Source organism: Streptomyces sp. JB150 (genome assembly GCF_011193355.1).
Lineage (GTDB): Bacteria > Actinomycetota > Actinomycetes > Streptomycetales > Streptomycetaceae > Streptomyces.
Genome location: NZ_CP049780.1, coordinates 2,318,513 through 2,342,615 on the forward strand (window position 1 = coordinate 2,318,513; position 24,103 = coordinate 2,342,615).

At 72.0% G+C, this 24,103-nt stretch carries 26 protein-coding genes; 15 read left to right on the top strand and 11 right to left on the bottom strand.

Features of this window, described 5'->3' with window-relative positions; translation table 11 throughout:
• Nucleotides 1-55 precede the first annotated feature (55 nt).
• Nucleotides 56-652 (bottom strand): TetR family transcriptional regulator, encoded by a 597-nt coding sequence (locus G7Z13_RS10815; RefSeq protein WP_165998199.1) that lies wholly within the window; start codon nt 650-652, stop codon nt 56-58.
• Between the two features lie 26 nt (nt 653-678).
• Nucleotides 679-1,692: an aldo/keto reductase gene (locus tag G7Z13_RS10820; RefSeq protein WP_165998201.1), complete on the bottom strand. Its 1,014-nt coding sequence runs from the start codon at nt 1,690-1,692 to the stop codon at nt 679-681.
• A gap of 192 nt (nt 1,693-1,884) precedes the next feature.
• Between G7Z13_RS10820 and G7Z13_RS10825 the strand changes: the two genes are divergently transcribed.
• Nucleotides 1,885-2,997, top strand: a complete 1,113-nt coding sequence (locus G7Z13_RS10825) for an endonuclease/exonuclease/phosphatase family protein (RefSeq protein ID WP_165998202.1) — start codon at nt 1,885-1,887, stop codon at nt 2,995-2,997.
• 58 nt (nt 2,998-3,055) lie between these two features.
• On the opposite strand, the gene G7Z13_RS10830 is transcribed toward G7Z13_RS10825, so the two are convergent.
• On the bottom strand, nt 3,056-4,438 hold the full coding sequence (locus G7Z13_RS10830) for a glycine--tRNA ligase (RefSeq protein WP_165998204.1): 1,383 nt from the start codon (nt 4,436-4,438) through the stop codon (nt 3,056-3,058).
• 160 nt (nt 4,439-4,598) lie between these two features.
• Here G7Z13_RS10830 and G7Z13_RS10835 point away from each other — a divergent pair, with 160 nt between their 5' ends.
• Genes G7Z13_RS10835 through G7Z13_RS10850 form a run of 4 tightly spaced genes read left to right on the top strand, consistent with a single transcriptional unit; the run spans nt 4,599 to nt 7,778 of the window.
• Nucleotides 4,599-5,597 carry a zinc ABC transporter substrate-binding protein gene (locus G7Z13_RS10835; protein ID WP_165998205.1) on the top strand — a complete coding sequence of 333 codons (999 nt, stop codon included), beginning with the start codon at nt 4,599-4,601 and terminating at the stop codon, nt 5,595-5,597.
• Between the two features lie 37 nt (nt 5,598-5,634).
• A complete protein-coding gene (locus tag G7Z13_RS10840) occupies nt 5,635-6,405 on the top strand; it encodes a metal ABC transporter ATP-binding protein (protein ID WP_165998207.1) in 771 nt (256 codons plus the stop codon).
• Nucleotides 6,405-7,307 carry a metal ABC transporter permease gene (locus G7Z13_RS10845; protein ID WP_165998209.1) on the top strand — a complete coding sequence of 301 codons (903 nt, stop codon included), beginning with the start codon at nt 6,405-6,407 and terminating at the stop codon, nt 7,305-7,307. Before G7Z13_RS10840 ends, G7Z13_RS10845 begins: the two co-directional genes overlap by 1 nt.
• A 60-nt stretch (nt 7,308-7,367) precedes the next feature.
• Nucleotides 7,368-7,778 (top strand): transcriptional repressor, encoded by a 411-nt coding sequence (locus G7Z13_RS10850; protein ID WP_165998211.1) that lies wholly within the window; start codon nt 7,368-7,370, stop codon nt 7,776-7,778.
• 115 nt (nt 7,779-7,893) lie between these two features.
• Here the strand turns inward: G7Z13_RS10850 and G7Z13_RS10855 are convergent, their stop codons facing one another.
• From G7Z13_RS10855 to G7Z13_RS10865, 3 genes are read right to left on the bottom strand one after another with little or no spacing between them, the layout of a single operon-like run.
• The gene (locus G7Z13_RS10855; RefSeq protein ID WP_165998212.1) at nt 7,894-8,730 is read right to left on the bottom strand and encodes an isoprenyl transferase; all 837 of its coding nucleotides are present in this window, start codon (nt 8,728-8,730) and stop codon (nt 7,894-7,896) included.
• Between the two features lie 25 nt (nt 8,731-8,755).
• Nucleotides 8,756-9,502, bottom strand: a complete 747-nt coding sequence (gene recO, locus G7Z13_RS10860) for a DNA repair protein RecO (protein ID WP_165998215.1) — start codon at nt 9,500-9,502, stop codon at nt 8,756-8,758.
• A 54-nt stretch (nt 9,503-9,556) separates the two neighbouring features.
• Complete coding sequence (locus tag G7Z13_RS10865; protein ID WP_165998218.1) at nt 9,557-9,781, bottom strand: hypothetical protein; 225 nt, start codon at nt 9,779-9,781, stop codon at nt 9,557-9,559.
• 172 nt (nt 9,782-9,953) lie between these two features.
• Here G7Z13_RS10865 and G7Z13_RS10870 point away from each other — a divergent pair, with 172 nt between their 5' ends.
• The 7 genes from G7Z13_RS10870 to G7Z13_RS10900 all read left to right on the top strand — a co-directional run bounded on the left by G7Z13_RS10870 (nt 9,954) and on the right by G7Z13_RS10900 (nt 16,201).
• Entirely contained in the window at nt 9,954-10,787 is an 834-nt protein-coding gene (locus tag G7Z13_RS10870; protein ID WP_165998220.1) for a helix-turn-helix transcriptional regulator, read from the top strand.
• Nucleotides 10,769-10,969: a DUF397 domain-containing protein gene (locus G7Z13_RS10875; protein WP_165998221.1), complete on the top strand. Its 201-nt coding sequence runs from the start codon at nt 10,769-10,771 to the stop codon at nt 10,967-10,969. The genes G7Z13_RS10870 and G7Z13_RS10875 overlap by 19 nt, the downstream gene beginning before the upstream one ends.
• 97 nt (nt 10,970-11,066) lie before the next feature.
• Nucleotides 11,067-12,542 carry an alpha/beta hydrolase gene (locus G7Z13_RS10880; RefSeq protein WP_165998223.1) on the top strand — a complete coding sequence of 492 codons (1,476 nt, stop codon included), beginning with the start codon at nt 11,067-11,069 and terminating at the stop codon, nt 12,540-12,542.
• Nucleotides 12,543-12,637: 95 nt separating this feature from the next.
• Complete coding sequence (bla, locus tag G7Z13_RS10885) at nt 12,638-13,519, top strand: class A beta-lactamase (RefSeq protein WP_165998225.1); 882 nt, start codon at nt 12,638-12,640, stop codon at nt 13,517-13,519.
• An 89-nt stretch (nt 13,520-13,608) separates the two neighbouring features.
• Complete coding sequence (locus G7Z13_RS10890; RefSeq protein WP_165998227.1) at nt 13,609-14,139, top strand: SigE family RNA polymerase sigma factor; 531 nt, start codon at nt 13,609-13,611, stop codon at nt 14,137-14,139.
• The gene (locus tag G7Z13_RS10895; protein WP_240926175.1) at nt 14,136-15,071 is read left to right on the top strand and encodes a hypothetical protein; all 936 of its coding nucleotides are present in this window, start codon (nt 14,136-14,138) and stop codon (nt 15,069-15,071) included. Before G7Z13_RS10890 ends, G7Z13_RS10895 begins: the two co-directional genes overlap by 4 nt.
• Before the next feature lie 194 nt (nt 15,072-15,265).
• Entirely contained in the window at nt 15,266-16,201 is a 936-nt protein-coding gene (locus G7Z13_RS10900) for a dihydrodipicolinate synthase family protein (protein ID WP_165998229.1), read from the top strand.
• 231 nt (nt 16,202-16,432) lie between these two features.
• On the opposite strand, the gene G7Z13_RS10905 is transcribed toward G7Z13_RS10900, so the two are convergent.
• On the bottom strand, nt 16,433-17,128 hold the full coding sequence (locus G7Z13_RS10905; RefSeq protein WP_165998232.1) for a TerB family tellurite resistance protein: 696 nt from the start codon (nt 17,126-17,128) through the stop codon (nt 16,433-16,435).
• A gap of 198 nt (nt 17,129-17,326) precedes the next feature.
• Nucleotides 17,327-19,048 carry a 2-isopropylmalate synthase gene (leuA, locus tag G7Z13_RS10910; protein WP_165998234.1) on the bottom strand — a complete coding sequence of 574 codons (1,722 nt, stop codon included), beginning with the start codon at nt 19,046-19,048 and terminating at the stop codon, nt 17,327-17,329.
• A gap of 318 nt (nt 19,049-19,366) precedes the next feature.
• Here leuA and G7Z13_RS10920 point away from each other — a divergent pair, with 318 nt between their 5' ends.
• The 3 genes from G7Z13_RS10920 to G7Z13_RS10930 all read left to right on the top strand — a co-directional run bounded on the left by G7Z13_RS10920 (nt 19,367) and on the right by G7Z13_RS10930 (nt 22,092).
• Entirely contained in the window at nt 19,367-20,437 is a 1,071-nt protein-coding gene (locus G7Z13_RS10920) for a M4 family metallopeptidase (RefSeq protein ID WP_165998237.1), read from the top strand.
• An 87-nt stretch (nt 20,438-20,524) separates the two neighbouring features.
• Nucleotides 20,525-20,791, top strand: a complete 267-nt coding sequence (locus G7Z13_RS10925; protein ID WP_165998239.1) for a protealysin inhibitor emfourin — start codon at nt 20,525-20,527, stop codon at nt 20,789-20,791.
• Nucleotides 20,788-22,092, top strand: a complete 1,305-nt coding sequence (locus G7Z13_RS10930) for a GH1 family beta-glucosidase (protein WP_165998241.1) — start codon at nt 20,788-20,790, stop codon at nt 22,090-22,092. Before G7Z13_RS10925 ends, G7Z13_RS10930 begins: the two co-directional genes overlap by 4 nt.
• 22 nt (nt 22,093-22,114) lie before the next feature.
• Here the strand turns inward: G7Z13_RS10930 and era are convergent, their stop codons facing one another.
• From era to G7Z13_RS10945, 3 genes are all read right to left on the bottom strand, one after another.
• Nucleotides 22,115-23,068 (bottom strand): GTPase Era, encoded by a 954-nt coding sequence (era, locus tag G7Z13_RS10935; protein ID WP_165998243.1) that lies wholly within the window; start codon nt 23,066-23,068, stop codon nt 22,115-22,117.
• A gap of 122 nt (nt 23,069-23,190) precedes the next feature.
• Nucleotides 23,191-23,697 carry a hypothetical protein gene (locus G7Z13_RS10940; protein ID WP_165998245.1) on the bottom strand — a complete coding sequence of 169 codons (507 nt, stop codon included), beginning with the start codon at nt 23,695-23,697 and terminating at the stop codon, nt 23,191-23,193.
• Between the two features lie 50 nt (nt 23,698-23,747).
• On the bottom strand, nt 23,748-24,101 hold the full coding sequence (locus G7Z13_RS10945) for a cytidine deaminase (RefSeq protein ID WP_165998247.1): 354 nt from the start codon (nt 24,099-24,101) through the stop codon (nt 23,748-23,750).
• Nucleotides 24,102-24,103 lie beyond the last annotated feature (2 nt).

Here is a 24,103-nt window from a genome sequence, read left to right on the forward strand (position 1 = left end):
GGGGGGGGGGGGGGGGGGGCCCGCGCCCCCCCCCCCCCCCCCCCCCCGCGGAAGCTCAGGGCTTTGCGCGCAGGCCCCGTACCACCAGGTCCACGACCGCGTCGAAGTCCGCCTCGATGCCGGGCTGTTCCCACTCGGCCGCGTAGGCAGGGTCGTGGAAGCGGCCGGTGGCGTGGAAGACCGCGCGGGCGGTGGCGGCCGGGTCGGTGGTGGTGAAGGCGCCCGTGCCGAGGCCCGCGCGGACGATGTCCGTCAGCTGGGCGGTGAGGTCGGCGATGTGCTCGGGGACCGCCTCGCCGCTCTCGCGGGTGAGCACCATGTACGTGGCGAACAGCTCCGGGTCGCGGCCCGCCTTGCGGCGCTTGGCGTCGAACAGCGCCCGCAGCCAGGCGCGCAGCCGCTGTTCCGGGTCCCGGTCCCGGTCGGCGGCGATGCCGGCCAGTTCCCCCGACGTGCGGTCCAGCCAGCGCTTCGTGACGGCCTCGCGCAGGGCCGCCTTGGTGCGGAAGTGCCGGTAGACGCTGCCGTGGCTGACGCCGAGCGCGCGGGCCACGTCGACCACGGTGGCCTTGGCCGGGCCGTGGCGGCGCAGCACCTCCTCGGTCGCTTCGAGGATGCGGTCGGCGGTCAGGGTCTCACTGGTCGGGGCCATGCCCAAGACGGTACCCGGCGGCCGTGTCACCGCTCGCTGTCGAGGTCTGCCATCTGCGCCGCGGCATAGCGTTCGCCGACCACCGCGTCCGCCGGTACGGCCTCCTCGACGGCGGCGAGGTCGGCCGCGTCCAGGGTGACGTCGAGCGCGCCGAGGGCCTCCGCGAGCCGGTCGCGGCGGCGGGCGCCGATGAGCGGCACGATGTCCTCGCCGCGGGACAGCACCCAGGCGATGGCGATCTGCGCGACGCTCACGCCCTTGTGCTCGGCGATCTTCCGCAGCTCGTCCACCAGCCGCAGGTTGCGGTGGAGGTTGTCGCCCTGGAAGCGGGGCGAGTGGGCGCGGAAGTCGTCCGCGGCGAGCTGCCGGTCGGCGGTGAAGTGGCCGGAGATCAGGCCGCGCGAGAGGACGCCGTACGCGGTGATGCCGATGCCCAGTTCCCGGGCGGTCGGCAGGATCTCCTTCTCGATGCCCCGCGTGATGAGGGCGTACTCGATCTGGAGGTCCGCGATCGGGGCGGTCGCGGCGGCCCTGCGCAGGGTGCCGGCGCCGACCTCGCTGAGGCCGATGTGCCGGACGTACCCCTGCTCGACGAGTTCGGCGACCGCGCCGACGGTCTCCTCGACGGGGACGGCCGGGTCGAGCCGGGCGAGGCGGTAGACGTCGAGGTGGTCGACGCCGAGGCGCTGGAGCGAGTACGCGGCGAAGGTCTTCACCGCCTCGGGCCGGCCGTCGTAGCCGAGCCATCTGCCGTCCGGGCCGCGCAGGGCGCCGAACTTCACGCTGACCAGGGCCTGTTCCCGGCGGGCCGGGGGCGCCGCGCGCAGGGCCTCGCCGATCAGCAGCTCGTTGTGGCCCATGCCGTAGAAGTCGCCGGTGTCGAGCAGGGTGACGCCCGCTTCGAGCGCCGCGTGGATGGTCGCGATGGACTCGGCCCGGTCCGCCGCGCCGTACAGCGCGGACATGCCCATGCAGCCGAGGCCGAGGGCGGAGACCTGGGGGCCGGTGGTTCCGAGGGTGCGGGTCTGGATCGTCGTCATGCACACCAGCGTGACATGACAGGTGACAGATTTCAATATCTGTCATTCGATACTTGTCAGCAGCGGCGTGGGCCGCAGCCCGTTCGACAGCGTTTCCGCCTGCCCGGAGAATGGGAGATGCCGGCGCGCGGCCACCGAGGCGGCGCCCGCCGTCGGCCCCGCGGCACGTCTGCGCCGCCGGAGGAGGCCGCCATGAGCGTCCGTATCGCCACCTTCAACATGGAGAACCTCTTCCGCCGGCCCACGGTGTTCCGGCTCCCGGACCCGCAGGCTCGCGCGCGACTCCTCACAGACTTCGCGGAGCTGGTCGCGCTCCTCGACAAGCGCGAGTACACCTCACGCGACAAGGAGAGGATCGCCGAGATCATCCTCGACCACCGCATCCACGCCTTCGACCCGCGCAATCCGCCGCCGATCACCATCAACGAGCCCCGTAGGACCGACGAGATCAGGCTCTACGACACGTCCGGGTCGGGGAACGACGTGAAGATCGAGATCAAGGCCGCCGGCCGGGCCTCCTGGGTGGGCTGGGCGGAGCTGGGCCAGGACGACCTCGACCTGAACGTGGTGCGCAACACCGGCCGGGTGGTCTCGGAGGTCGACGCCGACGTCCTGGTCACCGTGGAGGTCGAGGACCGCCTGACGCTGGAGCGGTTCAACACCCAGGTGCTCGCCGGGGCGCTCGGCAGGCGGCCGTATCCCTACAACCTGCTGGTCGACGGCAACGACGGCCGCGGCATCGACATCGGGATCCTCAGCCGCCACCCGGTCACGTCCGTGCGGCCCCACCTCTTCGACACCCGCCCGGACCGTCCCGCCAAGCGCCTGTTCAGCCGCGACTGCCCCGAGTTCGAGATCCGCCTCAACGGCACGCCGGTCGTGATCCTCGGCAACCACCTCAAGAGCAAGTTCACCGACGACCCGGCACTGCGGCTGGCCCAGGCGAAGCGGGTCGCGGAGATCCACCGGGCCGCGCTGCAGCGCACACCCCACGTGATGGTCGCCGGGGACCTCAACGACGACCCCGACAGCGAGACCCTGGCGGTGCTGCTGGACACCGGTCTGCGGGACGTGATGAGCCACCGTTCCTACCGCGGGCTCCCCGGCACCCACGGCACCTGCCGCACCGAGCGGGACAAACTGGACTACCTGCTCCTCCCGCCCTCGCTGTGGCGGGAGGTGCAGCACGTCGGCCTGGAGACCCGCGGCATCTTCGCGGACGGCATCAAGCCGTTCGACACGATCACGTCCAAGAGCGAGGCGGCCTCCGACCACGCCGCCCTGTTCGTGGATCTGGACCTGTGAAAACACGAGTTCCCCGCACCCCAGCGGGGCACGGGGAACTCCGTCGGCCGGTGAGCGGCTAGCAGCCGATCAGGCGCGCGGCCAGGTAGCCCTCGATCTGGTCCAGGGAAACCCGCTCCTGCTTCATCGAGTCCCGCTCGCGGACGGTCACGGCGTTGTCGTCCAGCGTGTCGAAGTCGACGGTCACGCAGTACGGCGTACCGATCTCGTCCTGGCGGCGGTAGCGGCGGCCGATGGCGCCGGCGTCGTCGAACTCGATGTTCCAGTGCTGGCGCAGCGCCTGCGCGAGGCCCTTGGCCTTCGGGGACAGCTCAGCGTTGCGGGACAGCGGCAGGACGGCCGCCTTCACCGGGGCGAGGCGGTGGTCCAGGCGCAGCACGGTGCGCTTCTCCATCTTGCCCTTGGCGTTGGGCGCCTCGTCCTCGACGTACGCGTCGAGGAGGAAGGCCAGCATGGTGCGGCCGACGCCGGCCGCGGGCTCGATGACGTACGGCGTCCAGCGCTCGCCGGCCTCCTGGTCGTAGTAGGCCAGGTCCTGGCCGGAGGCCTTGGAGTGCGCGGTGAGGTCGTAGTCGGTGCGGTTGGCGACACCCTCCAGCTCGCCCCACTCGCTGCCGCCGAACTGGAAGCGGTACTCGATGTCGGCGGTGCGCTTGGAGTAGTGGGAGAGCTTCTCCTTGGGGTGCTCGTACCAGCGCATGTTCTCCTCACGGAGACCCAGGCCGGTGTACCAGTTCCAGCGCTGCTCCATCCAGTACTCGTGCCACTGCTCGTCCTCGCCCGGCTTGACGAAGAACTCCATCTCCATCTGCTCGAACTCGCGGGTGCGGAAGATGAAGTTGCCCGGCGTGATCTCGTTGCGGAACGACTTGCCCATCTGGGCGATGCCGAACGGCGGCTTCTTGCGCGAAGCGGTGTGCACCAGGGCGAAGTTGGTGAAGATGCCCTGGGCGGTCTCGGGACGCAGGTAGGCGACGGAGCCGGAGTCCTGGGTCGGGCCGAGGTGGGTGGAGAGGAGACCCGAGAACTGCTTGGGCTCGGTGAACTGGCCCTTGGTGCCGCAGTTCGGGCAGTTGATGTCGGACAGGCCGTTCTCCGGGGCGCGGCCCTTCTTCTCCTCGTAGGCCTCCTCCAGGTGGTCCGCGCGGTAGCGCTTGTGGCAGGAGGTGCACTCGGTGAGCGGGTCGGTGAAGGTGGCGACGTGGCCGGAGGCGACCCAGACCTCGGGGGCGAGGATCACGGACGAGTCGATACCGACGACGTCCTCACGCGACGTCACCATGTAGCGCCACCACTGGCGCTTGATGTTCTCCTTCAGCTCGACACCGAGCGGCCCGTAGTCCCAGGCGGCACGCTGACCGCCGTAGATCTCACTACAGGGGAAAACGAAGCCACGGCGCTTGCTCAGGCTGACGATGGTGTCGATCTTGTCGGCGGCCACGGTGCTCTCTTCATTACGACGACGGGCGACGAAGCGAGATGCTTCCAGCGAATGCTTCAGGTTACCGGCGTGCACTCCCCCTGAACCAAATCGGGATGCCCTCGCGGCCGGGACGACCGTTTGTTGACAACGGTTTCCACTTTTGTTGAAAATGACTCTCATGAACGTACGACGACAGCTCATACCCACCGCAGCGGTGACCGCCCTCGGTCTCGCTGCCCTGACCGCCTGCTCCAGCGACTCCGCGAACGCGGGCAACACGGACAAGTTCGATGTCGTCGCGTCGTTCTACCCGATGCAGTTCCTCGCCGAGCGGATCGGCGGGGACCACGTGAACGTCACCACCCTCACCGAGCCCGGTCAGGAGCCCCACGACCTGGAGCTCTCCACCCGGCAGACCGCCGCCCTGCAGGAAGCCGACGCGGTCCTCTACCTCAAGACCCTCCAGCCGGCCGTCGACGAGGCCGTCGCCCAGGCCGACGTGAAGACGAAGATCGACGCGGCCTCCCTCACGAAGCTGGAGGACCACGGCAGCGTCGAGCACGACCACGGCCACGAGGGCGAGGAGCACGCGGACGAGCACGCGGACGAGCACTCCGAGGCCCCCTCCGAGGAACACTCCGAGGAAGAGGAACACGCCCTCGACCCCCACCTGTGGCTGGACCCGGTGAAGTACGCCGAGGTCGCCAAGGGCATCGGCGCCGCCTTCGAGAAGGCCGACCCGGACCACGCGGCCGACTACAAGAAGAACACCGACGCGCTGGTCGGCGAGCTGAACGAGCTGAACACGCGGTTCGAGGACGGCCTGAGGAACACCAAGACGAAGGTCTTCTTCACCAACCACGCCGCCTTCGGCTACCTCGCCGAGCGCTACGGCCTGACCCAGGAGGCCATCTCCGGCCTCGACCCGGAGTCCGAGCCGAGCCCCGCCCGGATCAAGGAGCTCCAGGAGGAGGCCAAGGCGGACGGCGTGACCACCGTCTTCTACGAGACACTGGTGAGTGACAAGACCGCGAAGACGCTCGCGAAGGACGCCGGCCTGAAGACCGACGTGCTCGACCCGCTCGAGGGCATCACCGACAAGTCCGAGGGCGACGACTACTTCGAGGTCATGGAGTCCAACCTCAGCGCGCTGAAGACGGCCCTCGGCGCGAAGTGATCGCCAGTGATCGCGAATTGACCGTTACGGAGGCCACATGGTGAGCGAGCCCGTCATATCCCTGCGCGGCGTACGCGCCGAGCTGGGCTCGCGCCCCGTCCTGCGCGGTATCGACCTCACCGTGTCCCGCGGTGAGGTCGTCGCGCTGCTCGGCGCGAACGGCTCCGGCAAGTCGACGGCCGTGCGCACCGTCATCGGCCAGGTGCCGGTCAGCGCCGGCGAGATCGAGCTGTTCGGCACACCCCGCCGGCGGTTCGGGGACTGGGCGCGCGTCGGCTACGTCCCGCAGCGCACCACGGCCGCGGGCGGCGTGCCCGCCACGGTCGGCGAGGTGGTCTCCTCGGGCCGCCTGTCCCGCACCCGCTTCGGCGTCTTCCGCAAGGCCGACCGCGAGGCCGTCCGCCGGGCGCTGGACCTGGTCGGCATGGCGGACCGGGCCGGGGACTCGGTGAACGCGCTCTCCGGTGGCCAGCACCAGCGGGTGCTGATCGCCCGCGCGCTCGCCGCCGGCCCCGAGCTGCTGATCATGGACGAGCCGATGGCGGGCGTCGACCTGGCCAGCCAGGAAGTGCTGGCCGCGACGCTGCGCGAGCAGGTCGCCCAGGGCGCGACCGTGCTGGTCGTCCTGCACGAACTGGGCCCGCTGGAGCCCTTGATCGACCGGGCGGTCGTCCTGCGCGACGGCTGTGTGCTGCACGACGGCCCGCCCCCGAAGGCGGTCGGCCAGCACGCGCTGCCCGGCCACGACCACGTCCATCCGCACGCGGCCCACGACGCCGAACCGATCCGGACGGGACTGCTGAGCTGATGGAACTCCTGAACTACGACTTCATGCAGCGGGCCCTGCTCGCCGCCGTCCTGGTCGGCATCACCGCGCCCGCGGTCGGCATCTACCTGGTGCAGCGCCGCCAGGCGCTGATGGGCGACGGCATCGGCCACGTCGCGATGACCGGCGTCGGGCTCGGCTTCCTGCTGTCCTGGTCCCCGGTGTGGATGGCCACCCTCGTCTCCGTCCTCGGCGCGGTCCTGATGGAGCTGATCCGCTGGTACGGCAAGACCCGCGGCGACATCGCGCTGGCGATGCTGTTCTACGGCGGCATGGCCGGCGGTGTGATGTTCATCAACCTCGCGCCGACGGGTTCCAACGCCAACCTGACCTCGTATCTGTTCGGCTCGCTGTCGACGGTGTCGGAGTCGGACGTGACGGCCATCTGCCTGCTGGCGGCCTTCGTGATGCTGGTCACCCTGGGTCTGCGCCGCCAGCTCTTCGCGGTCAGCCAGGACGAGGAGTTCGCGCGGGTCACGGGCCTGCCGGTGCGGGCGCTGAACCTGCTCACGGCGATCACCGCGGCCGTGACGGTCACGGTGGCGATGCGCGTGGTCGGCCTGCTGCTGGTGTCCGCGCTGATGGTGGTGCCGGTGGCCGCCGCCCAGCAGCTCACCCGCAGCTTCGCCGCGACCTTCGCGGTCGCGGTGGCGATCGGGGTGACCGTGACCCTCGGCGGCACGGTGACCTCGTACTACCAGGACGTTCCGCCCGGCGCGACGATCGTGCTGCTGACCATCGGCGCGTTTGTCGTGCTGACCGCGCTGGCGACCCCGCTGGCCCGGCGCCGGGCCCGGGCACTGGCCGCCGCGCAGCCGTCCGGGGACCCGGCGGAGTGCGCGATTCCGGCCAGCCGCCGGACCGAGGACGAGATCGGCGTCTGACCGCTGCCGGTCCGGGCTGGCACAATGGCCCGGACCGCAGCAGACGTGAGGAGGCAACCGGTGACGACCGCTGGACCGCCCGTGAAGGGCCGCGCCACCCGGCAGCGTGCCGCCGTGGCGGCAGCCCTCGACGAAGTCGACGAGTTCCGCAGTGCGCAGGACTTGCACGACATGCTCAAGCACAAGGGCGACTCCGTCGGGCTCACCACGGTCTACCGCACCCTCCAGTCCCTCGCCGAGGCCGGCGAGGTCGACGTGCTGCGCACCTCCGACGGCGAGGCGGTGTACCGGCGGTGCTCGACCGGCGAGCACCACCACCACCTGGTCTGCCGCGTCTGCGGCAAGGCGGTCGAGGTCGAGGGCCCGGCCGTGGAGAAGTGGGCGGACGCCATCGCGGCCGAGCACGGCTATGTGAACGTGGCGCACACGGTGGAGATCTTCGGCACCTGCGCGGAGTGCGCCGCCGGTTGAGCGGGGCTCGCGGGTTCGCCGTGGGAGGTGCGGTGCGTGGGCGGCTGCGGGTTCGTGGTGGCTGGTCGCGCGGTTCCCCGCGTCCCTGAAGACCTCGCAGCCGCCCCGTGCACGGTCAGCCTTCTGTCCGGCCCTCCATGGCCAGCAGTTCCTCGTTGGGGATCGCGCCGCCGAAGCGGCGGTCGCGGGAGGCGAACTCCAGGCAGGCCCGCCACAGGTCACGGCGGTCGAAGTCCGGCCACAGCACGTCCTGGAAGACCATCTCGGCGTACGCGCTCTGCCACAGCAGGTAGTTGGACGTGCGCTGCTCGCCGCTCGGGCGCAGGAACAGGTCGACGTCCGGCATGTCCGGGTAGTACAGGTACTTCTGGACGGTCTTCTCGGTCACCTTCGACGGGTCGAGCCGCCCGGCCTTCACGTCCTCGGCGATGGCCCGCGCCGCGTCGGCGATCTCGGCGCGGCCGCCGTAGTTCATGCAGAAGTACAGGGTCAGCCGGTCGTTGTCCTTGGTCTGCTCCTGGGCGATCTGCAGCTCCTGGGCGACCGACTTCCACAGCTTGGGCATCCGGCCCACCCAGCGCACCCGCACGCCCAGCTCGTCGAGCTGGTCGCGGGACTTGCGGATGAAGTCGCGGTTGAAGTTCATCAGGAAGCGCACCTCCTCGGGGGAGCGCTTCCAGTTCTCGGTGGAGAAGGCGTACAGGGAGATGGCGCCGACACCCATCTCGATGCCGCCCTGCAGCACGTCCAGCACGCGCTCGGCGCCCACCTTGTGGCCCTCGGTGCGCGGCAGGCCCCGCTCCTTGGCCCAGCGGCCGTTGCCGTCCATGACGATCGCCACATGGTTCGGCACCAGCTCGCCGGGGAGCTTCGGCGGCCGCGCGCCGGACGGGTGCGGCTCCGGCGTCCTGTACTCGCGGCGCTGGCGCCCCAGGAACCCGCGTACGACCATGAGCGTCTCGTCTCCCTTGCTTCTCTTACTTCTCGACGTACCTCAGGGAACGCAGCCCGCGCTCCAGGTGCCAGTGCAGATAGGCGGACACCAGCCCGCTGCCCTCCCGCACGTACCGCGGCTCGCACGCGTCCGCGGTCTCCCAGTCTCCCGTAAGCAGCGCGGCCAGCAGCTCCAGGGTCCGCGGCGAGGGTACGACACTGCCGGGCACCCGGCAGTCCACGCAGACCGAGCCCCCGGAGGCCACCGAGAAGAAGCGGTTCGGACCGGGCATCCCGCACTTCACGCAGTCGCTGAAGCTGGGGGCGTAGCCGTTGACGGCGAGGGAGCGCAGCAGGAACGCGTCGAGCACCAGGTGCGGGGCGTGCTCGCCGCGGGCGAGCGTGCGCAGGGCCCCGACCAGCAGCAGGTACTGCTGCACGGCCGGCTCGCCCTCGTGGTCGGTGAACCGCTCGGCGGTCTCCAGCATCGCCGTCCCGGCGGTGTACCGGGCGTAGTCGGTGACGATGGCGCCACCGTACGGCGCGATGGTCTCGCTCTGCGTGCACAGCGGCAGCCCGCGCCCCACCAGCTCGCTGCCGCGCGCGAAGAACTGCACGTCGACGTGGGAGAACGGTTCGAGGCGCGCCCCGAACTTGGACTTCGTCCGGCGCACGCCTCTCGCCACGGCGCGTACCCGCCCGTGACCGCGCGTGAGCAGCGTGATGATCCGGTCCGCCTCACCCAGCTTCTGGGTGCGCAGCACGATGCCGTCGTCGCGGAACAGACTCATGGACCCATTCTCGCCTACGCGCGCGGGTCCCCGGCCGGGTACGCCCGCGCCGCGTCAAGGGACCTCGCCCCGGCTGCGCGCGTTGGCGTACGCGGTCGCGGCGCGCAGGCGCTCCGCGGGGGTGGCGTTGCGTACGCTCCGTGGGTCCGCGTCCCACTCCCTGCCGCCGCCGTACGGTCTCAGCTGTACGTAGGGTCCCTCGTGGCCCATCACGATGCCCACCTTCCCGGTGCGGGTGTCGACGACGTACGAGCCGATCGGCGGCTTCGTCGGTGTCATTGGTTTCCGGCCTTTTCCTGCGGTTCGCATTTCCTGCAATCGGTGCTGTGCCTCCACGTGGCTCCCCTGGGTATTCGGGTTTCACTCTTTCCCTCTCCAGCATCGTCCGCCGGCCCTACACTCGACAGAAGCTTGTGCGCTACAAGTGCGGGGCAGGACAAAGGGGTTGGCCATGGCCAATGGTTCACGGCAGGCTGCCTGGGAGTTCTTCGGAGCGGAGCTGAGGCGACGCCGCGAGGACGCGGGCATCACCCAAGTCGACCTGGGGGCGCGGGTATTCGTCTCCGGTGCTTATATCGGTCAGTTCGAGCAGGCCATTCGAAAACCTCAGCTGGATATCGCCCAGCGCATCGACGAGGTCCTGCAAACCGACGGTATTTTCGAGCGGTTGTGCAGGAAGCTCATCAATGACCGGCGTTATGCGGAGTACTTTGCCCAGGCGGCCGAGTTGGAGGCGCTGGCGACCAAGATCTGCGAGTTCGCACCGGCACTTGTACCGGGCCTGCTCCAGACGGCGGCGTACGCCCGCGCGGTCACGCTGGCGATGAACCCGCTGGCGCCGGAGGAGCACATCGAGGACAAGGTGAGCGGTCGGCTGGAGCGGCAGCGGATCCTGCGGGACGCCGCCCGGCCGACGTACTGGGCGATCCTGCACGAGAACGTGCTGCGCACCCCGGTCGGCGGCCCAGCCGCCATGGCCGGCCAGCTGGAGCACATCGCGACGCTGGCACGAGAGCGCACCGTGCTGCTCCAGGTGCTGCCGTACACGGCAGGCGCGTACGCCATCATGACCGGATCTTTGAAGTACATGGAGTTCGAGGACGCTCCCCCCACGGTCTATACAGAAGCCGTGTATTCGGGGAGCCTCCTTGACGATCCGCCTGTGGTGAAGCGCACGCAAGCCACCTACGATCTGCTGAGGGCCGCCGCGTTGTCGCCTGACGCGTCCCTGGCCCTGATCGAATCGGCGGCGGAGGACCACAGACGATGCGCGAGTACGACCTGACCCACGCCCGCTGGCGCAAGAGCACCCACAGCGACGGCAATGGCGGCGACTGCGTCGAGGTCGCCGACGGAGTCCCCGGTGTCGTCCCCGTCCGGGACAGCAAGGTCCCGGACGGGCCCGTGATCCTTGTCGGACCGGCCGCCTGGACCGCGTTCATCCGTACGGCGCGCACCGCCGGCTGAGGGACGTCCCGGAGGAGTGGCACTGGGGTAAACCCCCGTGAAAACCGGGCCGTTGCCCGGATGTGGGAGCGGGCGGGGATCGGCGAGGCTCGTGGGCATGGAGAAGACCACGCGCACCGTCGGCCTCGTCGCCGCCTCCGCCGCCCTGCTGTTCGCCGGGCTCGCCGCCCCGTCCGCCGCCGCCCCGCGGCCCTCCCTCGACTGGGGTGCGTGTGCGGGCGGCGCGCCCGACGCCCGGCAGCAGTGCGCCACCGTCGAGGTGCCGATGGACTACGCCGATCCGGGCGCCGGGACGATCGAGATCGCCATCTCGCGCATCCGGAGCGAGGACCCGGCCGAGCGGCGGGGTGTCCTCCTGCTGATCCCGGGCGGCCCCGGCGGCTCCAGCCTCGACGACCCGTCGAAGAAGGGGCAGAAGCTGCCGCAGGAGGTGCGGGACCGGTTCGACCTGGTCGGCTTCGCGCCGCGCGGTCTCGCCCCGTCCACTCCGGTCGGCTGCGGCCTGGACCACGGTGACCTCGCCCCGGTGAAGCTGCGGCCCTGGCCCGCCCCCGACGGCTCGATCGACGGGAACCTGGCCGACGCGCGGCGGATGGCGGACGCCTGCGCCCACCACGGTGGCGAGCTGATCCGGCATCTGAGCACCGCCAACGAGGCCCGCGACCTCGACCGGGTGCGCGCCGCGCTGGGCGAGCGCAAGGTGTCCGCGTGGGGCGTGTCGTACGGCACGTACGTCGGCGCGGTGTACAGCCAGCTGTTCCCGCACCGCACGGACCGGATCGTGCTCGACAGCAACGACGACCCCGACCCCGCCCGCGTGGCTCGCGCCTGGCTCGCCGGGTACGAACAGGGCGTCGAGGACGTGTTCCCCGAGTTCGCCCGGTGGGCGTCGCACCCCGGCAATCCGGACCGGATCGCCGGGACGGCCGCCGAGGTCCGCCCCCTGTTCCTGCGGCTGGCCGCCCGTCTCGACGCCGAGCCGATCCCCTGGCCGGGCGCCAACCCCGAGGAGCTGAACGGCAACGTACTGCGCCAGACCATGCTGGAGAGCCTCTACTCTCCCGCCCGTTTCCCCCGTCTCGCGCGGCTGATGCTGGCCGCGCAGCGCGGCACCGTGCCGCCCGCCCCCGCGTCGCCGCCGGACGAGGTGCTGCAGAACGTGACCGCCGTGGCCGCCGGGACCCTGTGCAACGACGTGGCCTGGCCCGAGGACCCGGCCGGGTACCGGAAGGACGTCGCCCGCAGCCGGGCCGCCCACCCGCTGACCGCGGGCATGCCGCGCAACGCGATGCTCTGCGCCGCCTGGCCCTTCCCGCCCAGGGAGCCCGCGGTGCGGATCACCGACCGGGGGCCCTCCAACATCCTGCTCGTACAGAACGAGCGTGACCCGGCCACCCCGCTCGCCGGGGCCCTGAAGCTGCGCGCGGCCCTGGGTGACCGGGCGCGCATGGTCGTCGTCGACTCCACGGGCCACGACGCCTACCTCGCCCACGGCAACGCCTGCGGCGACGCGACGGTCTCCCGATTCCTGGCGTCGGGCGAGCGGCCGGTACGGGACAGGCACTGCGACTAGCGGCGGCAGCGCGACCGGGCGCGCGGTCCAGCCGCAACCGAGGCGGGCCGCGACGGCGTCGATCACGGGCAGAGACGATCACGAAGGAGCCCTCGATGTCGTTACGCCGCCGTACCCTCCTCACCGCCGGTGCCGCCGGTACCGCCGCCGCGCTCATCCCCGCCGCGGCGCACGCCTCCGGCGCGCCGGCCGGGGTCACCGGACGCCTGCGCGACCTGGAGCGGCACTACGGCGCCAAGCTCGGCGTCTACGCCCGCAACCTGCGCACCGGACGCACCGTCCGGCATCACGCGGACGACCTGTTCCCGATCTGTTCCGTCTTCAAGACCCTCGCCGCCGCCGCGGTCCTGCGCGACCTGGACCGGGACGGGGAGTTCCTGGCCCGCCGCATCCACTACACGGAAGCGGACCTGGTGGACGGCTCCGACAAGACGCGCGAGCACCTCGCCGAGGGGATGACCGTCGCCGAACTGTGCGACGTGACCATCCGGTTCAGCGACAACGCGGCCGGAAACCTGCTGCTGCGCGAGCTGGGCGGCCCCACGGCGATCACCCGGTTCGCCCGCTCCCTCGGCGACCCGGTGACCCGCCTGGACCGCTGGGAGACGGAGCTGAACTCGGCGGAGCCGTGGCGGGTCACCGACACCACCAGCCCGCGCGCGATCGGCCGCACCTACGCCCGGCTCGTCCTCGGCGACGCCCTCCCCGGTGCCGACCGTGAGCTGCTGACCCACTGGCTGCTGCACAACACCACCAGCGGCGACCGGCTGCGCGCCGGTGTCCCGCCCACCTGGACGGTGGCCGACAAGACGGGGGGCGGCGCCTACGGCACCAACAACAACGTCGGCATCGCCTGGACCCCGGACGGCACCCCGGTCGTCCTGGCCGTCCTGTCCCGCAAGTTCGACCCGGCGGCGGTCCGCGACAACGCCCTGATCGCGCAGACCGCGGCCGTCCTGTCGGAGGTGCTGGCCTAGCCACTCCCGCACCGCCCCGGAAATCCCTCGGACCCTCCGGGCAACCGATTCCGTCCGGACGGTGGTCTGGAGGGCGAGGAGGGTGCTTGATGAAGGCCGAACACGAGGCCCAGTACCAGGAGTTCGTCAGAGCACGGTGGTCACACCTGGTGCGGACCGCCTATCTGCTGACGGGTGACGCGCACCACGCCGAGGACCTGACGCAGACCGCGCTGGCGAAGGCCTACCGCTCGTGGCGGCGGATCTCGCGCAGCGACAACCCGGAGGCGTACGTCCGCCGGATGCTCGTCAGCTGCAACAGCGACCGCTTCCGCAAACGGCGGGTCAGCGAGGCGCTGACCGCCTCGCCGCCGGAGCGGGCGGGGCACGACGAGACCGTGGGGCGCGTGGTGGAGCGCTCGCCGCTGCTCACCGCGCTGGCCGGACTCCCCGCGCGGCAGCGGGCGGTGGTGGTCCTGCGCTACTGGGAGGACCTGTCCGAGGCGGAGGTCGCCGACACCCTCGGCTGCTCGCCCGGCACGGTCAAGAGCCAGGCGGCCAAGGGACTGGCGAAGTTGCGTACGTATCCGGGGCTCGCCCAGGCGATGGGTGTGCCGTCCAGGCAGGGAGACAGCAGGTGAACGGGGACGAGCGGGTGGACGCGTGGCAGGGAGCCGACGGCGAGCGGGAGTTCGCGGAGCGGGTGCGGGCACTGCTCACCGATGACGCGCTCACCCTCCAGCCGTCGATGGCGCCCTACCCGGCGATCCGGCGCCGGGGCGTGGCGGAGCGGCGCCGGCGGGTGGCGGCGGCCGGGGCGGCGCTGGTGACGCTGGCCGTGGCGCCGGTGGGGGCGTACGCGCTGGGCGGCGCGGACCGGGGCGGGGAGGGCGCGTCCCCGGCCGTGTCCGCGACGGCCTCGCGGTCGCCCGTGCCCACGGCCTCGGCGACTCCGTCCGGCCCTTCGGGTCCGGCCACCGACGGGCAGCTCCTCGACGGGGTGACGCGGGAGTCCGCGGTGTCCATGCTGGAGGACTGCCTGGGCTCCGACCTCGGGCGGGGACCGCACCAGGGGCTGGGCGTTGCCGGGGAGTACCGGATCCTGCTCGCCATGCGCAGCACCGGCGACAGCAACTCCCCCGGGAACGGCCACTTCGTGGTCGCGGCCCGCGACGACGCCGCCAGGACCCGGGTGATCTGCACCGTCAAGGACGGCGAGGTGGCCGGGGTGAACAGCGGAGGCGTCGCCGAGGGGCCACCGGACCAGGGCCCCGTCGTCCCGGACATCAACGCGCTCAAGCTCTACGCGCAGTCGGCCATGGACAGAGGGAACTGGAAGCTGCCGTTCCGCTGGGGCAGCATCGGCCTCGTCGACCCCTCGGTGGCCAGGGTGACCGTCTCCTACGGCGACGGCGAGACCCGGCCCGCCGTCCTGGACCACGGCTGGTACATCGCCACCGGCGAACTCGACCAGCAGGTCACGCGGGCGCCGCGGATCAAGGGCTACGACGCGGCGGGCGAGCTGGTCTACGACTCCGACCGGGACAAGTACTACATGGCGGAGCTGCCCTGACGGGCCGTGGGCCCCCTTCCCGGGGCCCTCGGCACCCGCGTCCGGGTGGCGCCGTACAGGGGGCGGCGCCACCCGGATGCCCGGTTTCCCGACCGGCGCCCTGCCGGGGCGCCGCCCGCGGTGCCACCATCCGGAGAGGAGCACGAGCCGACCGGCGCCGTCGGGCGCCGGTCCCGTCAGCCGAGGGAGCCGCCATGCCCGTCCCCGCCCCGCTCACCGGTGTCGTCCCGCCCGTCTGCACCCCGCTGACACCGGAGCGGGAGGTGGACGTGGAGTCGCTGCACCGGCTGCTCGACCACCTGACGGCGGCCGGCGTGCACGGCCTGTTCGTGCTGGGCTCCACATCGGAGGCCGCGTATCTGACGGACGCCCAGCGCGGGCTGGTGGTGGCGGAGACCGTGCGGCACGTCGCGGGACGGCTGCCGGTGCTCGCGGGCGCGATCGACATGACGACGCCCCGGGTCCTGGAGCACGTGGCCGCGGTGACGGCGGCGGGTGCCGACGCCGTGGTCGTCACCGCGCCGTTCTACGCCCGCACCCACCCCGCGGAGATCGCCCGCCACTACCGCGCGGTCGCCGCCGCGTCCCCCGTCCCCGTCCTCGCCTACGACATCCCGGTCGCCGTCCACACCAAGCTCCCCGCGGACCTGGTCCTGGACCTGGCCGCCGACGGGGTCCTCGCCGGGCTGAAGGACTCCAGCGGCGACCTGGCCGCCTTCCGCGAGGTCGTCACCGGCGCCCGCACCCGCGCCGGCCTGACCGGCTTCACCGTCCTGACCGGCTCGGAACTGATCGTGGACGCCGCCCTCGCCCTCGGCGCGCACGGCGCCGTCCCCGGCCTCGCCAACGTCGACCCGCACGGCTACGTCCGCCTCGACCGCCTGTGCCGCGCCGGCGACACGGAACGCGCCCGCACCGAGCAGGAGCGGCTGTGCGCCCTGTTCGGCCTCGTGCACGCCGGCGACCCCGCGCGCATGGGCCCCGGCTCGTCCGCGATCGGCGCGTTCAAGGCGGCGCTCCACCTGCGCGGCGTGATCGCCTGCCCGGCGACGGCGGAGCCGCAGGTGCCGCTGTCGGAGGACGAGGTGCGGCGGGTGGGGAAGTGCCTCTCGGCGGCGGGACTCCTGTAGGGCGGGCCTCCAAGGGCCTCCATGAGCCTTCGAGGGCGTCCATGAGCCTCCAGGAGGAGGCGCCCTTCACGCCAGGCGTGCCCCGTCCCGACCCGTGCGCCACGCTCACCGGCGCGCCCGGTCGCGGGCCCGGCGCGGGAGGGGCGCCTCGTCGCGCGTGAGGCCGAGGCCGCGGCCACCGCGAGGGGCGTCCCCGGGGCCGGGTCGCTGGCGCCGGGGCACGCGGGGAGATCAGGAGGGCGTACGCGCCGCCGCGAGCAGCCGGTTCACCTCGTCGCCGCCGATGGTGAGCGCGGCGCCCACCGTGGCCAGCGCCTCGCGTTCGGCGGTGGTGTACGGGCCGTCGGCCAGGGCGATCCGCGCGCCCTGGAGCAGGATCGATTCACGTCCGGCGGGAGCGAGGTGCGGGGCCAGCGGATCCAGCGCCTCGTGCAGTTCGATGGCCAGCCCCGGCCCGCAGGGCTCGCCGGTGATCCGGCCGGTGTCCGCCTCCAGCGCCTCGACGAGGGCGGCCAGCTGCTCCTCGGTGCAGTCCGGGAAGCCGGCCGCGCGCACCGCCTGCGCGGCGGTCTCCAGGGCCGTACGGGAGCCCGTGCCGCCCGCGGCGAGCACCGCGAGGGCGACGGTGTGCACGGCGTCGCGCAGCATCGCGGAGAAGCGGGTGGTGGTGGGGTGGTCGAGCACGTCGGTGCCGTAGTGGCGGCGGCAGGCCGCGCACTCCACGACCGGCCCGCACGCCCCGCGCGGCAACACCGGCACGCCGAGCAGGGTGAACCGGCGGCGCCCGGCCAGCCGCTGGTAGTTGCGGTCACCGCCGCAGCCGGGGCAGAAGAAGTCCCCGTCGGTGAGGGCCGTCCACGCGGTACGGGTGCCCACCATGCGCGAAAGCCCGGTGACACGGCCGTCTCGTCCCCGTCCTGGCAGCACGTCGCAGCACCTCCGTAACCCCGCGGCAACATCGCCGCGCTGGCGTGATGTTAGCCACATCCGTCAGGGCTAGTCAGCACCCGGGACGAGACCTTTCCGTGACCTGGTCGGGTCAGTGGCCGGTAAACGACCGGCCCCGCCCGCCGGAGCGCACCGCGATCCGGCGGGCGGGGTCCGCGAAACCCCCGGTCCGGACGGTCAGCGCGCGGCCCGGTTGACGGCCGAGACGACCGCCTTCAGGGAGGCGCGGGTGGTGTTGGCGTCGATGCCGATGCCCCACAGCACCTTGCCGTCGATCGCGCATTCGATGTAGGAGGCGGCCTGCGCGGACGCGCCCTCGCTCATCGTGTGCTCCTGGTAGTCCAGCAGGCGTACGTCGATCCCGATGGACTGCAGCGCGTCGAAGAAGGCCGAGATCGGTCCGTTGCCCTGACCGGTCAGCACGGTGTCCGCGCCGTCCACGGTGGCCTCCACGGTGAGCGTGTCGACGCCGTCCCGGTCGGTGGTGGACTGGCCGTTCTTGACCTGAATCCGACCCCACGGGTTCTCCGGGTTCGGCAGGTACTCGTCCTCGAAGATCGCCCAGATGTCCTTCGGCGTGACCTCGCCGCCCTCGGCGTCCGTCTTCGCCTGGATGATCCTGGAGAACTCGATCTGCATCCGGCGCGGCAGGTCCAGCTTGTGCTCGTTCTTCAGCACGTACGCGACGCCGCCCTTGCCGGACTGCGAGTTGACGCGGATCACGGCCTCGTAGGAGCGGCCGACGTCCTTGGGGTCGATCGGCAGGTACGGCACCGCCCACTCGATGTCGTCGACGGTGACGCCCTTGGCCTTCGCCTCGGCCTCCATGGCGTCGAAGCCCTTCTTGATGGCGTCCTGGTGGGAGCCGGAGAAGGACGTGTAGACCAGGTCGCCCACGTACGGGTGGCGCGGGTGGACCTCCATCTGGTTGCAGTACTCCCACGTACGGCGGATCTCGTCGATGTGGGAGAAGTCGATCTGCGGGTCGACGCCCTGCGAGAACAGGTTCATGCCCAGGGTGACCAGGTCGACGTTGCCGGTGCGCTCGCCCTGCCCGAACAGGCAGCCCTCGACGCGGTCGGCACCGGCCATCAGCGCCAGCTCGGCCGCCGCGACGGCCGTGCCCCGGTCGTTGTGCGGGTGCACGGACAGGCAGACGTACTCGCGGCGCGACAGGTTGCGGTGCATCCACTCGAAGCGGTCCGCGTGGGTGGACGGCGTGGAGCGCTCCACGGTCGCCGGCAGGTTCAGGATGATCTCGCGGTCCGGGCCGGGCTGCCAGACGTCCATGACGCCCTCGCAGACCTCCAGCGCGAAGTCCAGCTCGGTGTCGGTGAAGATCTCCGGGCTGTACTGGTAGCCGAACTCGGTCTCGGGGCCCAGCAGCTTCTCGGCGTACTCCATGACCAGCCGCGTGCCGTCGACGGCGATCTGCTTGATGTCGTCCCTCGAGCCGCGGAAGACGACCCGGCGGAAGACGGGGGCGGTCGCGTTGTACAGGTGCACGGTGGCCCGGCGGGCGCCCTTCAGGGACTCCACGGTCCGCTCGATCAGGTCCTCCCGGGCCTGGGTGAGGACGGAGATCGTCACGTCCTCGGGGATCGCGCCCTCGTCCTCGATGATCGACCGGACGAAGTCGAAGTCGGTCTGGCCGGAGGCCGGGAAGCCGACCTCGATCTCCTTGTAGCCCATCTTGACCAGCAGGTCGAACATCGCCCGCTTGCGCACCGGCGACATCGGGTCGATCAGGGCCTGGTTGCCGTCCCGCAGGTCGGTCGAGAGCCATCGGGGGGCCTGGGTGATCCGCTGGTCCGGCCAGGTGCGGTCCGGGATGTCGACCTGCTCGTAGCGGCCGTACTTGTGGATCGGCATGGAACTGGGCTGCTGGCGATTCGCCATGATGCGGGGGCTCCTTGAGGTGTCCGGGAAGGACGGCCGACGGCAACACCGAGCTCCGCGGGGAGGGAGTCGACCTGGACTACAGGCCCTCGCCGCGGCAGCTAAGAAGAAGCAGCCCGAAACGCATGATGCGCAGCATGCTAGCGGAGCCCCTTCGGATGCGCGGGTGTGTTTCAGTATGCGGGACTGCGGCGGCATAGCGGACAAAAAGTGCGCCATACCACTCGACGGGGGCGGGCGGAGCCCTCCGTCGCCGCATTTCCCCCATCATAGTTGCCGCTCGTGACAGCGCGGTCACGCGGTGCGATGGTGCCTGGTATGAGCACCCACGGGGGCCACGAGCCCGTCTTCTGCACCGTCGTACCGCCGCACATCCTCGACCAGCTCGCCCGCCACGACGACCCCGCCCTCTCCGGACCCGCCCGCCGCACCCTGGTCCGCGACAGCGCGCTGCGCGGCCACCGCCGGGTCACCACCGAGTTCCGCCTCGCCGCCGCGCCGCGGGCCAAGGCACCGTCGGACCAGCCGCTGCGCACGATCTACGACGCCGGGCACAAGACCGCCCTGCCCGGCACCAAGGTGCGCGGCGAGGGCGAGGAGCCCGGCCGGGACGCCACCGTCAACCGCGCCTACGCCGGCCTCGGCGCCACCTTCGAGCTGTTCCTCAAGGCCTACGGCCGCCACTCCATCGACGGCGACGGCCTGCCCCTGGACGCCACCGTCCACTACGACGAGAACTACGGCAACGCCTTCTGGAACGGCGAGCAGATGGTCTTCGGCGACGGCGACGGCGAGGTCTTCCTCGACTTCACCATCCCGGTCGACGTCATCGGCCACGAACTCGCCCACGGCGTCACCCAGTACACGGCGAACCTCACCTACTACGGTCAGCCGGGCGCCCTGAACGAGTCGATGTCCGACGTCTTCGGCTCGCTGATCAAGCAGTACACGCTGGGCCAGACCGCCGGCGAGGCCGACTGGCTGATCGGCGCGGGCCTGCTCGGACCGGCTGTCAGCGGGACGGCGCTGCGCTCCATGAAGGCGCCCGGCACCGCGTACGACGACGACGTCCTCGGCAAGGACCCGCAGCCCGCGAGGATGGCGGACTACGTCCGCACCGGCCGTGACAACGGCGGCGTGCACATCAACTCCGGCATCCCCAACCACGCGTTCTACCTCGCGGCGACCGCGATCGGCGGCCACGCCTGGGAGAAGGCGGGGCAGGTCTGGTACGACGTGCTGACCGGCGGCGAGCTGACCGAGCGGGCCCGCTTCACGGACTTCGCCACCCTCACCGTCAGGGCCGCCCGCGAGCGCTACGGCGACGGCGGCGACGAGCACGAGGCGGTGCGCAAGGCGTGGGAGCAGGTCGGCGTCCGCACCCTGTAGTCCGCACGCTGTACACACCACCTTGGAGTTCCCACCCTGGAGTGAGCACCCTGTAGTTCGCGCGGCATCCGTACTAGACAGGGACCCATGCGAATTCAGGTGAGGCGCACGGGCGGCTTCGCGGGCATCGAGCGGAGTGCCGAGATCGACACCGCGGGCCGCCCCGACGCCGCCGAGTGGCAGGCCCTGGCCGGGCGGGCGCTGGCCGCCGGGCAGGGCACCCGCCCGGCCGGGGTGCCGGACGGCTTCCACTACGAGATCACGGTGGACGGCCGGACCGTCCACGCGAGCGACCCGGGGCTGCCGGAGGACCTGCGGGCGCTGGTCACCCGCGTGCTGAAGGAGGGAGCGTGACGACGGCCCCGATACCGCGCTTCCCCGACGGTTTCCTGTGGGGCGTGTCGACCTCCGCGCACCAGATCGAGGGCGCGGCCGACGAGCGCGAGCCGTCCGTGTGGGACGCGTTCACGGCCGAGCCGGGCCGGGTGAAGGACGGCTCGACGGCGGCGGTGGCCTGCGACCACTACCACCGCCACCGCGAGGACGTCGCCCTCCTCGCCGGCCTCGGCGTGGCCGCGTACCGCTTCTCGGTGTCCTGGCCGCGCGTACGGTCCCCGCGCGGCCTGGACTTCTACGACCGGCTCGTGGACGACCTGTGCGCGGCGGGCGTCCGCCCGGTGCCGACACTGTTCCACTGGGACCTGCCGCTCGGCCTGGACTGGCTGCGGCGGGACACGGCGGAGCGCTTCGCCGAGTACGTCTCGGTCGTCGCCGGCCGCCTCGGCGACCGCGTACGCAAGTGGATCACCCTCAACGAGCCCGCCGAACACACCCTGCTCGGCCACGCCCTCGGCACCCACGCGCCCGGCCGGCGGCTGCTCTTCGACGCGCTGCCGGTGGCCCACCACCAGCTGCTCGCCCACGGGCTGGCCGTCCGCGCGCTGCGCGCGGCCGGCGCCACGGACATCGGCATCGCCAACTCCCACGGGCCGACCTGGGCGGCCTCCGAGGACGGCGCGGACGTGGCGGCGGCCGAGTTCTACGACGTCCTGCTGAACCGCCTGTTCGCCGACCCGCTGCTGCTCGGCACCTACCCGGCCGGGCTCGGCGAGCTGATGCCGGGGGACGTCGAGGCCGATCTGTCGGTGATCGCCGAACCGCTCGACTGGTACGGCGTGAACTACTACGCGCCGGCCCGGGTGGGCGCCCCGCGGGACACCGAGACGGACTTCAGCGGCGTCCGCATGCCGGCCGAGCTGCCCTTCTCGCTCCGCGAGATCGAGGGCCGCCCGGTGACCGACTTCGGCTGGCCGGTGGTCCCCGAGGGGCTGACCGAGCTGCTGACCGCGTTCCGCGACCGCTACGGCGACCGGCTCCCCCCGGTGGTCGTCACGGAGAACGGCTGCGCGTACGACGGGCTCGACGACCAGGACCGCATCGCCTACCTGGACGGCCACATCCGGGCCCTGCACGACGCGCTCACGGCCGGGGTGGACGTGCGCGGCTACTTCGTCTGGTCGCTGCTCGACAACTTCGAGTGGGCGGAGGGCTACGCCCGCCGCTTCGGCCTGGTCCACGTCGACTTCACGACGCTGGCGCGCACGCCGAAGGCGTCGTACCGCTGGTTCCGCGACGTGCTGCGGGCCCAGCGGTGAGACCGGGCCCGCCGGGTGAAACTCAGAAGCCGAGCTTGCGCAGCTGCTTGGGGTCGCGCTGCCAGTCCTTGGCGACCTTCACGTGGAGGTCGAGGAAGACCGGCGTGCCGAGCAGGGCCTCGATCTGCTTGCGGGACTTGATGCCGACCTCCTTCAGGCGCTTGCCCTTGGGGCCGATGATGATGCCCTTCTGGCTGGGGCGCTCGATGTAGACGTTGGCGTGGATGTCGAGGAGGGGCTTGTCGGCGGGGCGGTCCTCGCGGGGCAGCATCTCCTCGACGACCACCGCGATGGAGTGCGGCAGCTCGTCGCGGACGCCCTCCAGGGCCGCCTCGCGGATCAGCTCCGCGACCATGACCTGCTCGGGCTCGTCGGTCAGGTCGCCCTCGGGGTAGAGCGCCGGGCCCTCGGGCAACAGCGGGATCAGCAGGTCCGCCAGCAGGTCGACCTGCTTGCTGCCGACCGCCGACACCGGGACGATCTCCGCCCACTCGAAGCCCAGCTCCTTGCCGAGCTGGTCGATGGCGATCAGCTGCTCGGCGAGGGACTTGGAGTCCACCAGGTCGGTCTTGGTGACGATCGCCACCTTCGGCGTCTTCTTGATCGCCGCGAGTTCCTTGGCGATGAACCGGTCGCCGGGGCCGATCTTCTGGTCGGCGGGCAGGCAGAAGCCGATCACGTCGACCTCGGCCCACGTCGTGCGCACGACGTCGTTCAGCCGCTCGCCGAGCAGGGTGCGTGGCTTGTGCAGCCCCGGTGTGTCCACCAGGATCAGCTGCGCGTCGGGGCGGTGGACGATGCCCCGCACGGTGTGCCGCGTGGTCTGGGGGCGGTTGGAGGTGATGGCCACCTTCTGCCCGACCAGAGCGTTCGTGAGGGTGGACTTGCCCGCGTTGGGGCGGCCCACGAAGCAGGCGAAACCGGCCCGGTGGACTGCCTCGGCCGACTGCTCGGATGACTGGGTGCGAACGCTCATGCCGCCCATTCTCCCTGATCCCCGGAGCGCCGCCGTACCGTGACCGTCCGCGGGCCCGCGCTCCTCGCGGCGCGCGCCGCGACCGCCGGCCGGTCACGGGGTCCTGCCGCCGGCCGGTGCGGTCAGTCGAAGACGAACGGGCCCGGTGCCTGGGGCGCGGTCGCCGTGCAGGTGACGGTGATGCCGAAGGCCGTCATCCGCAGGGAGCCGCCGTAGCCCTCCAGGCGGTCACCGAGGGCGACGGTGCCGGTGAGCGGGCCGACGGTGACGGGGCCGCCCGCGGCCATGGCCGGGTTCCTCGTGCCGCTGAAGGTGACGGTGGTGCCGTCCGGGCGCACCAGGGTGAGCCGGGAGGTGATCGAGTCGGCCGCGAGCCCGATGGGGGCGGTGATCGCCGTGGACTTCAGGGTCATCGTGGCGGTGGTTCCGCTCTGGGTGGCGGTCAGGGTGCCGGGGCCGCTGCCGTGCGTCCGGCAGTCGGCCGTGAGCGTCGCCGTCCGCGGGGTCACGGCCGCCGCGGGCGCGACGGCGAGCCCGGTGACCGCGAGGGCCCCGGCCGCCAGGGCCGCGCCCGTGCCGAGGTGTCCCGCGCGCTGGTGCCCGCTCGTCGGGTGGTGTCGGTCCGTCATCGGCTCCCGGCTCCCTTGCGTCGTCGGGGCGCGGCGGCCCCGTCCGTGCGTCAGCCCGCCGTCACCGTCGCCCGGACCGTGCCGTCCGGCCCCGCGACCAGCACCGGCGTCTTGGGTCCGCCCAGGTCCCGTACGGCGGCCCGGTCCGCGTCGGACGCCGACTCCGCCTCGGTCACCACGGCGGCGGCCTCCAGCGACTTCGCCCCGGACGCCACCGCCATCGCGACCGCCGTCTGCAGGGCGCTCAGCCTCAGCGAGTCCAGGTCGACGGTGGCGGCGACATAGGTGCGGCCCGTCTCGTCACGTACGGCCGCCCCCTCGGGCACCCCGTTGCGGGCCCGCGCGGAACGGGCCAGGGTCACGATCTTGCGGTCCTCGGGGTCGAGCGCGCTGCTGTCGGTCATGG